The sequence below is a fragment of the Bremerella cremea genome, from assembly GCF_003335505.1.
GTDB classification, from domain to species: Bacteria; Planctomycetota; Planctomycetia; order Pirellulales; family Pirellulaceae; genus Bremerella; species Bremerella cremea_A.
The window spans coordinates 569517-582991 of the sequence record NZ_QPEX01000010.1 but is presented as its reverse complement, the minus strand read 5'-3'; the positions used below and the strand labels follow the sequence as shown (position 1 = coordinate 582991).

Below are 13475 nucleotides of genomic sequence, written 5' to 3'. Positions count from 1 at the left end.
TTTCCAGAAAATTAGGCGAATTGATCGCGTCTATCCAGTACAATCGCACCAGCGTAGATGAACTGCGCCCCTCCTAATATCACGAGCGATCTGCGGTCGATTCGCCTGGTTGCCTTGGCCAAGTCGTTTTCTCCCGTGTCGCCGTGCCCTTCCTTATTCGCTGAAAGGTTGATTGCATGTCGAAGCACAACGTTACGCGGCGCGCGTTTCTGAAAACCACCGGAACGGTCACGGCTACGGCAGCGGCCATTGGGCCAGGACTTTACCTGGGGGCGGCCGAAAAAACGGGTAACGACAAGCTAAACATGGGAATCATTGGCGCCGGAAACCGTGGGGCATCGAACACCGGGGGCGTAAGTGGTGAGAACATTTACGCGTTGTGCGACACCAATCCTCAAGCATTGGAGCAAGCCAAATCCCGCTATGCCGGGGCGAAAACGTTTAGCGACTGGCGCGAATTGCTGGAAGATAAGCAAATCGATGCAGTCGTGATCAGTACGGCAGACCATCATCATGCCGTGGCGGCCATAGCGGCGATGCGTGCCGGTAAGCACGTTTACTGCGAAAAGCCACTGGCCCATACCGTGGAAGAGGCCAGGCTCATGCAGGAAGTCTACGCTCAGAACAAGGGCAAACTGGCCACCCAGATGGGAACCCAAATTCACGCGACCGAGAACTATCGCCGCGTGGTCGAATTGATCGCGGCAGGGGCGATCGGACCGGTGACCGAGGCGCACGTTTGGTGTAGTCGTACGATCAATCCGGTGGATGTGGCGAAACTGCCAGAGCAAGCGATTCCTGAGGGCTTCAACTGGGATGCTTGGGTCGGACCAGCGGCCATGCGACCTTACAACACCAGCTATTGGCAAGGGGGCAACCTGAATTGGAATCGCCGCTGGGAATTCGGCAATGGGGTGCTCGGTGACATGGGAAGCCACCTGATCGACCTGCCTTTCTGGGCACTCGATTTGAAACATCCGACAAGTGTTGTTTCCGAAGGCCCCGCCGCTGACGAAGTCGCTTGCCCGTCGTGGCAAGTGGCGACCTGGGAGCACCCAGCACGAGAAGGAAACGTCAATTGGACGCAACCGACCAAGCTGGTTTGGTATCACGGTCCCGAAGGAATGAAGCGACGTAGCGACTATCTGCAACCGCTAGTCGGTAACGATACCGAGATCGACAAGTGGGGCATCGGGGTTGCATTCATTGGCGAAAACGGTGTGTTGGTTGCCGATTACGGCAAGCTGGTCCTTAGCCCGGGTGATAAGTTCAAAGATTATCCCGCCCCGACCAACAAGATCGAGCCCAGCTTGGGGCACTATGCGGAGTGGATTCATGCCGCCAAGATCGGAGGCGAATCGCTGTGTAACTTCACCTATTCGGGGAAGCTGATCGAGAACAATTTACTAGGAAACGTCGCCCATCGCGTGGGCAAGAAGCTTGTATGGGATGCGGCCAGCGGGCAGGTGACCAATGCCCCGGAAGCCGCTCAGTACCTGACGAAAGAGTATCGAGAAGGGTGGTCGATTTAAATCGCCGCGTTTTTCGTTTTCCGTTTATTATCTATGGCACCATTGAGGATAGCGTTCATGAAAACTTGGATTATGTTTGTGGCAACGTTGGCCTTTCTACCAACGTTTTGCCTAGCCGAAGAGCCCGTCAGCAAGGCGTGCATCGATGGCGAGGGGCCCGGCTGGGTTGCGTTGGGGAAAGACGACTTTGTCAAAGTCAACAGCAACGACGATACCTGGAAGTTCAACGACAACGGCTTGATCGAGTGTACCGGCCAACCGGTGAGTGTCACGCGCAGCGTGAAGCAGTACACCAATTTCGAGTTGGTCTGCCAGTGGCGTCATTTGAAAAGTGCCGGCAATAGCGGGCTGTTCGTTTGGACCATTCCTGAAAAGCTGGAAGAACTGAAAGGCCCTGGTCTGCCGGCAGGCGGGATCGAAGTTCAAGTGCTCGACCTTGGATACAAAGAAGCGTATGAAGAGGGTGGCAAGCGGAAGGCTGATTGGTTCACGTGCCACGGCGACGTTTTCCCGGTCGGCGTCAGTAAGATGACTCCCTTCCCGCCGATTTCCCCGAATGGCAATCGCAGCTTCCCTTCCAAAGATCTAAGCAAGGGGGTCGGGGAATGGAATCACTACTACGTCCGCGCCATCAACGGCGAAGTGCGATTGTGGGTCAACGGTGAAGAGGTTTCCGGTGGCAAAGACTGCCAGCCTGCGACCGGTTTTCTGTGCCTAGAATCGGAAGGCTCGCCGGTTGAGTTCCGTGGTCTCAAGATTCGCGAACTGCCGTAAGGCTTCGTCTTGGGTTTCGAAACAAAAAAGGCCATTCGCAGTCGTGCGAATGGCCTTTTCTATTTGGGTTTAAGCGGTCAAACGGCCTTAAACCGTCAAGCGACGCTGAATGGCATTGGGGGCGATCGGAATGATCTTCGTAGTGGCCGAGTAGTCGGCGACTAGCACGCTACGGGCCTTCTTTTGCTTCTTCAATTCGTACTGAATCACGTAGGCACCGATTTGAGTACCGTTGCCGGTGAAGACCGGAGGCCAGAATTCTTCCGGTCGACTCGAAAGCGTTTTGGCCAGCAAGCGAGTACCACGCCCAGAGTAACCACCGAGCATCATCTCGAGGCGGCCCTGCGATTCATGATAAACGTAAATCAGGTAGGCCGGCTCGTAGGTTGTTTCGTCCCACTTGCAGCAGCCCCAGCTACCATCTTCTTTTTCGTAATAGAAGCCCGGCGTTTCCGGCGAGAAGTTCTTCGAGAGTTGATCACCGCCACAGCACGAGCCAGGGAACTGAACGTTCTTCTCGCGGTGACGCAGGTAGATCGGAATTGCTCGTTGGCTGGGATCTTCGACTTCGTCTTGACTGACAAACGGGTCGGTGTTGAACGCGCTGGCCAGGCTCAATTCGATGACCGGGTTGCTACGGATACTGCCCAGGCTGATCAACGCTTTGTCTCCATCGACCGCTTGGAAGTTGGAGTAAACTTCGTGAGCGCGGCGATGAACTTCTTCGTCGTCGGCTTGGCCAGGGGCCCAGACCAGCGTTTGGAAAAGGTCTTCCGGTTGCGGAATTGGCGTGTCTCGTGAGATATAGCCATCGGCCGTCATCGAAAGCATGTCGGGCGAAAGATTGCTTTGACGATATTTGGCCGTGCCGCCGAGCGTTGAAATCCCGGTTAGCAGCTGACCTTGCAGGATCGTATCGGACGCGACCACCCAGGCCCCTTCGGCCCAGTTTTCGTCAGCTCGAATGCCGAGGCACATTTCAACGCGTTTGCGACGAGCAAGCAGTTCCCAGAAGTTTTCCGGTTCAACAGCAAACAAAGCCCCGGGAAGCTGATTGGCTTCGGCGTAGCCATGCTTGATGAGGAAGTCGCACACTTGGGCGAGTGCCGACAACGGGATGTACTTAGCTTCGTTCTTCAGCAACGAAGAGACTTGGTGGCGATCCAATCCAGTAAAGTCGCAGATCGCTTTAATGGTGCCAGGTCGTTTCTTAGGATCTGGCGAGTGATTTAGCAATTCTGCCAGGCGAAATGAGAATTTCATCTTGATTCTCCGAGCGTATGGTTGCTCTACCTAATCTTCGTTTTAACAGGGGTGAATTTTCCCCAGGCCGACATGGTGATCCTGCCGGTCCTTGCGAGACTCCGCCAAGTGGACGGTTGGCGTTACCTGGCGTACTCCTTAATGATGACTATCTTACCTTTGTTGTCAATGTAACTTTTTGCACCCTTAACGAAAAAATGACTAAAAGAAGTACCAACTGCACCTTTGTTGCCCGCTGTATCGCTTAGTTGGCCACAAGAAGGCCACAGAGAGGGTGGAGTTAGAAATTTTGGTGAAATCTCTGCGCGAAACTGCAAGCGATTCACGGGCGATTAGATTCGGCGATTTTGGAGGCTGCGCTGGTTAAGGTATTCCCAGAAGATCGCACCGGGATTCTCCTTGGTGCAAGCCAGTAGGTGATCGCAATTGTTCCGCGTGGCGATATCGACTAATTGGGCATTGAATCGCCCAACCGCTTGAAGATAGGCCTGACGAATGTCAGCCGGCTGGGCAATTTGCTGAGCATCGACTTCCAGCCCCACAAACCGTGTCATGCCGTCGAGGTTGAAGTTGAGTTCGTGATCGTGAATCAGTTGGACCAGAACGACGTCGTGCTTGTTGAAGCGGATACGTTGAATTGCCTGTTCTAGCTTAGTCAGATCGCCGAAGAAGTCGCTAAAGATCATCACGATCTCGCGGCGGGCCATGCGTTGGCTGAATTCGGAAAGGCAGGCATGCAGGTCGGTGGTATCGTCGGCAGCCGTTTCGTCGAGGTGCTGCGACATCCGGATGATTTGCGGCAACGCGTTGCTGGCCGGGATATGGCCACGAATCTTGGTATCAAACGTGGTGAACGAAACTTTATCTCCCTGACGCACAATACTATGGGCCAGGCTGACGGCTAGCCGCGAACCGAAGAGCATCTTCTGCGAACTCTCTTCGCCGTAGCGCATCGACTTGCTGATATCGAGCAACAGATGGCAGACAAAGTTGGTCTCCATCTCGTATTGCTTGATGAAGTATTTATCGCGCGTAAAGAAAACCCGCCAGTCGATATGCTTGGGATCATCACCGGGGACATATTCTCGGTGCCCCGAAAACTCAACCGCGAACCCGGACGCAGGCGACTTGTGCCCACCAGCCAAATTGCCACTGACCAAGCCGCGCGGTTCGAGCGAGCGACCGGAAAGTTGCCGCAGGAATTCGTAGTCGAGATATCGCGATAGGACGCCGCTACTCACAAGCTCACCTTATCCGTTCGGTTCATCGAGTTACGCTGCCGGGCAGGCATACGTTTTTTCTGCTGAGATCTCCGCTAAGAGCATCTCGATTAACTTGTCGCTGGTATAGCCGTTGGCCTGGGCTGAATAATTGGCAGCCAGGCGATGACGCAGCGCCGGTTTTACCATCGCTTGTACATCGCCGATGCTGGCATGATAACGCCCGTACAGAATGGCCCGCGCCTTAGCACACGTGACCAGCGTTAATAAACCGCGTGGCCCGGCTCCCCAAGCGACCCACTGATTCACAAACTCGGGGGCCTCTGGCGTGCCAGGGCGGGTGGCGCGAATTAATGCCCAGGCGTAACCAAGTACCTGATCACTAACCGGCACACGCTTAACTAACTGCTGGAACTCCGCGATTTGCTGCCCAGTCATGCAAGCGGAAATCGATTCTTGAGCTCCGGCGGTCACTCGGCGGGCGATTTCCCATTCTTCGGCCCCGGTGGGGTAGTCGACCCGAATGTGTAACAGAAAGCGGTCTAGCTGGGCTTCCGGCATCGGGTAAGTGCCTTCTTGTTCCAGCGGGTTTTGCGTGGCCAGCACGAAGAAGGGATCGGGCAGTTTGCGAATCGTTCCGCCGGCGCTGACTTGACGTTCCTGCATGGCCTCGAGCATCGCGGCTTGCGTCTTCGGAGGCGTACGGTTGATTTCGTCCGCCAAAATCAGGTTGGCGAAAATAGGCCCTTCCAAGAATTCGTAACGCCGTTTTTTCGTTTCCAAGTCTTCCTGAATGATCTCGGTCCCGGTGATATCGCTTGGCATCAGGTCGGGGGTGAACTGAATTCGTTTGAAACTTAAGTGCAGCGATTCGGCCAGCGAGCTGACCAGCAGGGTCTTGGCCAGGCCAGGCACGCCTTCGAGCAAGGCATGTCCCTTGGCGAACATCGCCACGAGAACTTGCTCGATCACATCGGCCTGACCGACGATGACTTTGGATAACTCGTCACGCAGTTTGCCATAGGCGTTTTCACACGCTTGCACGGCGGCGACGTCGCTTTGAGAGATTGGATCATTTGCCATAACTTGGGTGCCTCAACGAGCGGAAAGCGAGGAAAGCTTTGCGTTTGGATGCGAGTTTAGTTAGTCGACTTGTTCAAAGTAGCGGCGCAATCTTTCTTCATAGCCGGGCGGGGGCGAGCGTCGCACGCTGGCCCGAATCGATTGCTGAACGCCAGGGGGAAGTTTGGTAAACCAAGGTTCTTGCTCGAACGAACGGGCCGCCGGATTCGAGCTATTGCTGCCAGAACCCTTGCCGGGCGCTTCTTCCGGATTCGCCTCGTTGCCTGAGGCCGCCTCGGTAGAGCCGGTCGCTTGCGAGTTCGAGGCTTGGTCGTTGGTGTTTTGCCCTTGCATCGCCTTGCTGGCGACGGCATCGGTGGGGGAGTTCGCTTGCGAGGAGGTCGGATTGTCGAGCATTGCCGAAGCTGGCGCGGCCATGCCCAGGGGATCGATTGTGGCGGCCTGTTGGCTGGACGAATCGCCGTCGGCAAGCAGTTCTGGCATTTGTCCCCACAGTGAATCCATCACCTGGGAACCGGCCATCGCTTGGGCGGTAACCTGCGGAGTAGGAGAGACCATCGAGTTGCCCATCCCGGCCATCTGCTGGGGACCGTGGCTGGGGTGTGCTTCGCCAGCTTGCGAGTTCGAGCCTGTCGAGGCTTCCCCGGGGCTACTTGGGTCTGCGGTGCTTTCGTTCGGTTGGTCGGCTAAGTCGCCGGGTTGAGGAGACGATGATCCTTGTTTGGCATCACGCGTCGGCTTGCCGCTTTGTTGTCCCAAGGGAGACTGGGGTATCGGCAACCGGGAAGCGGTATGGAGTGCCTCGCGAACCGGTTGGTTAGCAATCTGCGATTGTTGGGCCGCGCTGGCGGCCATTTGTGTGGCTTGCCGCTGTGAATTGGCGAATTGACGCATCGCATCGGCCAACTGCTGGGCGACAGGGTTTGACGCGGCCTGCGGTTGTGTTGCGTTTTGATCCGTGGCAGCGGTGCCGGGCATCGGTTGGGCATCTTCTGGCTGCTGGGAATCCGCTGGCTCTTGAGCTTCATTGGCTGTCGGTTCTTTGGCGTCTTTCGTCGCTTCGGATTGGGCTAGGAACTGTTCCGAGAGTTCCTGAATGCGATCGCTCGAGTCGCTGATGTTGTCTAGCAAGTGAGCAAGCTCGGCGGCGGCTTTCTTGTCGGCGGCGATCGGCTGCCGACGCCCAGCGAGTTCGGCCCGAGCTTGTTGAACCTGATTTTGCGCCGCAGACGTTTCGCCTGAAGTGTCGTTCCGCGGATTGGTTGATCCTTGTCCGGGATTATTTTTGTTGGCCGCCCCGTTCGCCGTAGTGCTGTCAGAAGATTGGCCGGGAGAACGCTCGGATGGTGACTGACGAAGTCGCGCCGCTGCTTCGGGCGAGATCATGCCGGCTTCGTTGGCTAGGGATGCAAGTTGAGCGGGTTTGGCTGGCGCGGCTTGTTTTGAAGGGAGGTTGCCGAGGGCTTGGTCAACGGAATCGATCTGTCCTAGCTGCTGGTCGGCAGTATCGGCCAATTGGTTGGCGGCTTGCTTGGCAGCCTCACGCAAGGCATTCGCAGCTTGCTTCAATTGTTGTTGTGCCTGCTTCGATTGAGCTTGAAGTTGCTGGGCTTGTTGGCCGGTTGCTTGGGGCGATTGTTGCTGCTGCGACATTGCCGTGGCGGTTTGGCTGGACTGCGCGATTTGATCTTGAGCTTGCTTTAAAGTTTCGGCGGCTTGTGGGGCTGTGTTTTTGGTCCCTTCCGCCACGCGGTTTGCCACGGCGGCAATATCGCTTTGGGTACGCGCTAGCGCTTCGACATTCTCAGTCTGAGCTTGTTGTGGATCGTTTGCAATTTGGACGGCATCGCGGGTAATCTCTTGCTGGGCTGCCGAGGCCCGGTCGAGGGCTTCGGCGGCACGGGCGAGTTCGCCGATGGTGGTGGCTAACTGTTGCCTCCGCGCATCGGCCAGGGTTGAAGCAACGTTTTCGAGTGCTTGCCGCGTCGCTGCGGTGGCGTTTTGTAACTTGTTGGCAGCGTCCGGGAAAGCTCCGGCGTCGGCTGCCTCGGCCGCTGCAGCGGCTTGATTGGCTTGCTTTTTTGCTTCCGCGATCATCGGTTTGACGGCATCTGGCAGATGTTCGGCTTGGGCGGCAGCGTCTAGCTTCTGCCCCGCTTCGCGCTCTGCTTGAGCGATCGGAGCGGTTTGCTCTGGGGTTTGAGCGAACTGTCGCTGAGCGTTGGTTTGCTGTTCCAGGGCGGCTGCTAGGTTTTGCTGGGCTTCTTCCAACGCGGCGAGTTGCTTGGAACGCTGGTCGGCGCTGGCGACATTTGGAGGAACCGCTTGCTCCAAGAGTTGCTCTTGGAGCGAATCGAGTTTCGTCAGGACTTCTTCTTGTTTGTCGACGGCAGCTTCTTGGTTGACTTCAAAAAGCTTGTCGACTGCTTCGGCGGCTGACTGAATCGCTTCGGCAACCGGTTGAGACATTTCAGGTTGGTTGACGAGCGACTTGGCCAGATCTTCCAGCTTTCGCTGAATCACCTCCTGCTTTTGAGAAAGCTGATCGGCTTGTTCAGGGGTGAGTTCGGCTTGCTTCGTTTCGGTTTGTAAGGTTTTCTGTTCGTCACGAAGCTTCTCGATCGCGTTGGCCACCGATTCTAGGCTGCTATCGGCCAACCCTTGCGCTTGTTGCAGGTCTTCAAGCACCTTGTACAATGCCGCGACGAAGGCATCTTGATGCACCGCAGCCCCCGAGTAGCGTCCTTCATGCATGCTTTGTAGGGCGGAAGAGATCTCTTCGCTGGCGTTGGTATCGCTTAAGATTTGTTCGCCTGCGATTGCGGAAGCGGCTAAAGAACCTCCCCAGCCCCGCATTTCGGTCAGAACGTCTTGCAGTTGCCGGTACATTCCCTCGGCGTCTTTTTGGCGAGAGAGATTGGCCAAGGCGACCGCGTCGCGCGATTCCATCGGCAAGCTGGGTAACTCACGCGTCTGTGTGGTGACTTGTTCCTGGACCGAAATCAACTCACGAACTTGAGCATGCAGCCGAGCCAGACGCATGCGGCGATACAAACGTTGCCGCTCGGCCATCAATGCCAACAGCACGTGGCGAACTTCGTCCCGGGCAGCGATGATCGCTTCGACCCGAGCCTGTCCTTCGGCTTGCTGCGCAACCATCAGCTTTTGTACGACTCCCTGCATCTCGTCGCTGATTAAGTCGTCCAGGTTCGCACGCATCTGCACGATATCGTGATAGATCGGAACTTCGGAGAGCCCGTTTTGCTTGAGCTGGGCCGCTTGAAGATCGAGTACTTGAGAGACTAACTGCCGAGTGAGGGACTGGGCTTGTTGCTGTGTGTACTGTTGGCGACGCAGCGTGCCCGTTTCTGAATCTTGCCCCAGAACCGGATACGCAGGCCAAAGTAGCAAGGCCACAACTAGCAGACAGAGAGAACCGGTTTTTGTGATCCAGGTCATCGCGATTCTCCCAGGCCAAGTTGTTGTTCGATCAACTGGTTCAGCATTTGTTCCGATTGCTTGTCTGCCTCGGCGATGGCTGCGAGCACGTTGCTTTCGTCACCAATCTCTAGATGCAGCGGCTCGCTTTGCCCACGTTGCCGTGCGGCATTATCGCGAAAATCGGAAGCTTGCAGGACAATCTCGACCTGGTCACCGACTTGCAGTTGCCAAGGAGCAAGGTCGAGGGCATATTCCCCTGCCAGATTCTTTTGAACGGGCGATTTAGCAGCGAAAGTGCGAAGCGGGACTTCGACGATGCGTGGGGCTGAATCGCCACGCCTGATTTCTAAACGTAAGCTGAGCGTGGCCAAGCCGAAGTCGTCTGTGGCTCGATAGTGTAGGACCGGCGACGCCGAAGGTAAGACGATATGATGAATGGTGCGGAGCGACACGCTGGGAACGCGATCAGGAACGACGCGAATCGTTCCCCGGACAGGCGTAGCAGGGGAAAGCCCATGCTCGTCCACCGCGGTAAGCTCGTAGGCGATGGTCTCTTGGATTTGATTTAATGGATCGAACGCGGGAGGAAGCTGCCAATTGGTGGTTGAGCTTCCCACCGGTACGAGTTCTTCCTGCATTTCACTCGAACCACGCCGCAGTGTGAGCGTGGGAGCATCGATCGGACGGTCGGCGATGATGTTGAGCGTGACGTCACTACCAGCCAGCACGGCTAAATGGGTGGACGAAGAAGAACTCGATAGTTGAATGTTCTGGGCATAGTCGGGGGGCGTGGCGGCGAGTTCAACTTTGATGGTTGGAAGCGGAATGATCTCGACCGAAAGCTCCGGCGTCTTGGCATCTCCGGCAAACACTTGATAGCGAATCGGTTCGATCAAGCGGGGAACGGAATAATGGAACTCGTGGGGCTGAGTGACTTCTGGTTGAAGGACGGCCTGGGTTGTGCCTCCTTGGGGGCCGGTAATGACTAGACGACAACTTTGCGGCAAAACGCCTTGGCAGGCAATGCGCAGTTCCAGCGGACTACCAAAGCCGAGAGTGGAAGCCTGGGAGGCTGCCTCGAGGGAAATCGGATTGCCGTTGAGTTCGATCGAGGCGATGGTTGTTTGGGTGGGATAGCTGGCGTTGCTCATCGCCAAACGTTGGAAGAACGTTCCTACGTAGCGTGGCGCAACGAATGCAGCCCCGGCAAACAGAAAGAGAATTAGCCCCACCCCAACTAGGCGATTGCGAACCGGGGTGAAATCAAAGCCATCAAAAACATTGATCTCGTGTTTAAGCTGCGAAACATAATCGACCACGGCTTGCTGCAGTTCAGGGGAACCAATCGCCTGGCCTTGTTCGAATTGAATTGCCGCGACTAAGTCGCCATCGAGACCGTGGCGATGTTCGACGGTGATCGCTGTTTCAATCAGTGAAGCACCCCAGCCACGCAAAGCCAAAAACGCACGACTGAGTCCGTAGGCCAACACCGGCAAGCTGATAAGCATCGTCAGCAAGCGGTGCAGCGAACTTAGATTTAAGCCGTAATCAAGCACAAACCAAGTCAGCAGCACGCCAGCGAGCCAGAAAAATGCACCCGTAATTGCTGTTGCCAAACGAAGGCTATCGCGGGCATCTCGCAGACGTTTTATTTGCAACTTCAAACTGTGCAGTTGGGTGGTGCTCATGCCAGGTTCGCTCGCTTTCTGGCAATCCACTCGGCCAAGAGCAACGCAACCACTACGACAAACCAGAGCGGTGTGCCCCAGATCGGAAAGCTGCGCGAGATTTCTTCGGCTACCGGCTGCAATTTTAAATCGTCGACCAATTGGCTGGCCTCGGACAGTTCGTAAGACGCACCGCCGGTGGAGTTGGCCATCGCTTGTTGCAGTGCTAAGTTGCGGGCCGGGTTGCGCTGCTCGGCAGAGGCTCCGACCACATCAAAGCGGATCTCGCTCGGTGAACCATTGATCGGGTCGATCACTCTGGCCGTGTAGTGCCCCGCTTCGTAAACAGGAACACGAGCTTCAAAACGTCCTGGACGTGTTTCGTTTAATTTGATTGAAAGAGGCTGTACGCCGGGCGTGTCCCCCAAGGAAACCAGAGCTTGCAATCCTTCTGCGGGCAGATTGTTCGTCGTGAGAGGATCGAAGTTCTCGTCGTAAGCTTCGACGGTTAATAACGCACGGTCGTCGACCTGGTATTCGGTTTGATCTAAGGAAAGCACGAAACGTTTTTGACTCCCCAGGGCATGGCTCAGCGCAAGACGCGAGATAATCTGCGACCAGAACTGGCGATAATAAACTTCGCCATAGATCCGCCGCATCCGCCATAGTTCGTTGAAGCCGATGTAAATAACCTCGCCGTTGCCGTAGCGACGGGTGGCGATAATCGGCTGGGGCGTCTTGCCATCGGCACAAACATCGGACGGATGCTGAGCTAAGACGTTGGCTTGCGAGTGAACCCCCAGCACCGGTTGATACCACGGTAACTCGCCGAGGTTATCCCAAGGCGAGAGGGGATCGCTGGAGAGGCCATTGCCGAGTTGCATGATATCGGCTTGTTTGCCCAACGGTGTGACTTGCAAGTGAAAGGGACGAGCCGAGCGAAGGGACAGAGAGCGATCGAGCTTCACCGGCAGCATGTCGGCAATTTCGGTATCGATAAGCTGCGAGGGCCCATTGTTCGGCCCCGAGATAACGACCAGCCCGCCACCGAATTGCCCAACAAATTGTTTCACCATACGGCAGAAACGTTCGTTGAGGGCTTCCGAGGGAACATCGCCCAGAAATAGCACATCGTTAGCAAAGAAGTCGCTGCGCTGCGGCGTCAGCGTGGGTAGGAACATCGGATTGGATTGACGTACCTTCGGGTCTGCGGAACGGAGAAAAGTGCGAAAACCTTCCATGCCAACCAAACGATCACGATGGAAGACTTCCTTAACGAAACGCCATTCCCAGGTTGGTTCGTTTTCGATGTAAGTCAGACGAATATAGTCGTCGATGATGTTGACGGCCCGCGACGACTGATTGTTTTGCTCACTCACTTCGCCGGGCAAGACATCGACCTCAGCAGAGATCAGAAACCTTCCCGATTGCTGCGGAATAAAGGGAAACTCTAGGTATTGTATCGACGAGTCAAACGTAACAAGCTGCGAGCCGACGACAATCTCTTGTAGCTCTGCGGTTTGGCCGGTTGTTTCTCCTTGCAGAGACTGCGCGGTGACGGTGACCTGGGCAGATTCCCCGGTCACGCCTGATTGGTTGATACGCACCGTAATGGTCGAGCGTTCCGCCTTTTTCATTTTCAGCGGTGGTTGAACTTCCACTTGAATATCACGCGTAGAAACCGCCCCGATGCCAACCGTGTAAACTGGCACACCCAGACGCTGAAGCGGTGTTGGTTCGTTCGGCCCACTGGAACCAAGTGGTGCGAGGCCTGAGTTGTGCGCGAAATCGCTGAAGAGGACCATTCCGCCTAGGCGACGTGTCGCTTGATTGCCGAGGTCGTTGACGAGTTCCCCCAGAGCGGTCACCTTGCCGTGCGTGGTTAACTCAGCGGCGATCTGATTGGGTGTTAGCGAGGCATCGGACGTATTGCCAGTAATGCGCCGAGCGACACTGGTCGAGTCGCCATCGAAAAGGAAGCATTCCAGTTGAGCGTTATGCATCGTTTGAAGCTCGGCGAGCAGATTTTGATTTCCTTTTTTGAGAAACGCCTGCACCCACTGCTGGCGTGTTAGCGCGGGGGATTGGGGTTGGCTGCCGAGGCTTTCGCTGCCGACTGCCTCGGCTAAGGCGGCGAGTTCGTCCGGAGGAAAGTTGTCGTGGATGTCCATGCTTTCGGTGCCATCAAACACCAAGTACAGCACCGGTTGAAGCAGCCGACTGGCAGTTAGCCGGATTGTGGGATCGGCCAATGTGACGATCAGCAAAACCAAGATCAATGCCCGCGTTACCGCTAAGGCTGCAGCGGGGACAAGGGTGAGCCCCGTTTGGATACGAGTGTAGTACCAAAAGGTAAATCCGACAGCCGCCAGGCAGCCAATGACCAGCCAGGTTGGATCTTCCGCCCAGGATGCGGCAAAGGAAATACTGACGCCGTCGACCGATTCGACGTCGCGTGTCCCGAACAACCAACCTAGAACCTGGGAAATCATGAA

At 56.0% G+C, this 13475-nt stretch carries 8 protein-coding genes; 2 read left to right on the top strand and 6 right to left on the bottom strand.

Translation table 11 applies throughout. The features are described 5' to 3' along the window. The first annotated feature begins 176 nt into the window (after window positions 1-176). Together DTL42_RS03510 and DTL42_RS03505 are read left to right on the top strand one after the other, a co-directional pair. Entirely contained in the window at window positions 177-1532 is a 1356-nt protein-coding gene (locus DTL42_RS03510) for a Gfo/Idh/MocA family protein (RefSeq protein WP_114367294.1), read from the top strand. A 57-nt stretch (window positions 1533-1589) separates the two neighbouring features. Continuing rightward, entirely contained in the window at window positions 1590-2306 is a 717-nt protein-coding gene (locus tag DTL42_RS03505) for a 3-keto-disaccharide hydrolase (RefSeq protein WP_114367293.1), read from the top strand. Between the two features lie 87 nt (window positions 2307-2393). Here the strand turns inward: DTL42_RS03505 and DTL42_RS03500 are convergent, their stop codons facing one another. The 6 genes from DTL42_RS03500 to DTL42_RS03475 form a co-directional block, all read right to left on the bottom strand. Then, entirely contained in the window at window positions 2394-3569 is a 1176-nt protein-coding gene (locus DTL42_RS03500) for a helix-turn-helix domain-containing protein (RefSeq protein WP_114367292.1), read from the bottom strand. A gap of 332 nt (window positions 3570-3901) precedes the next feature. Continuing rightward, on the bottom strand, window positions 3902-4810 hold the full coding sequence (locus DTL42_RS03495) for a DUF58 domain-containing protein (protein ID WP_114367291.1): 909 nt from the start codon (window positions 4808-4810) through the stop codon (window positions 3902-3904). Between the two features lie 30 nt (window positions 4811-4840). Continuing rightward, entirely contained in the window at window positions 4841-5872 is a 1032-nt protein-coding gene (locus tag DTL42_RS03490; RefSeq protein ID WP_114367290.1) for an AAA family ATPase, read from the bottom strand. A 60-nt stretch (window positions 5873-5932) separates the two neighbouring features. Further along, a complete protein-coding gene (locus DTL42_RS03485; RefSeq protein ID WP_114367289.1) occupies window positions 5933-9331 on the bottom strand; it encodes a hypothetical protein in 3399 nt (1132 codons plus the stop codon). Further along, on the bottom strand, window positions 9328-11001 hold the full coding sequence (locus DTL42_RS03480; RefSeq protein WP_114367288.1) for a DUF4175 family protein: 1674 nt from the start codon (window positions 10999-11001) through the stop codon (window positions 9328-9330). The genes DTL42_RS03485 and DTL42_RS03480 overlap by 4 nt, the downstream gene beginning before the upstream one ends. Beyond that, window positions 10998-13472: a hypothetical protein gene (locus DTL42_RS03475; protein WP_234824057.1), complete on the bottom strand. Its 2475-nt coding sequence runs from the start codon at window positions 13470-13472 to the stop codon at window positions 10998-11000. Before DTL42_RS03475 ends, DTL42_RS03480 begins: the two co-directional genes overlap by 4 nt. Window positions 13473-13475 lie beyond the last annotated feature (3 nt).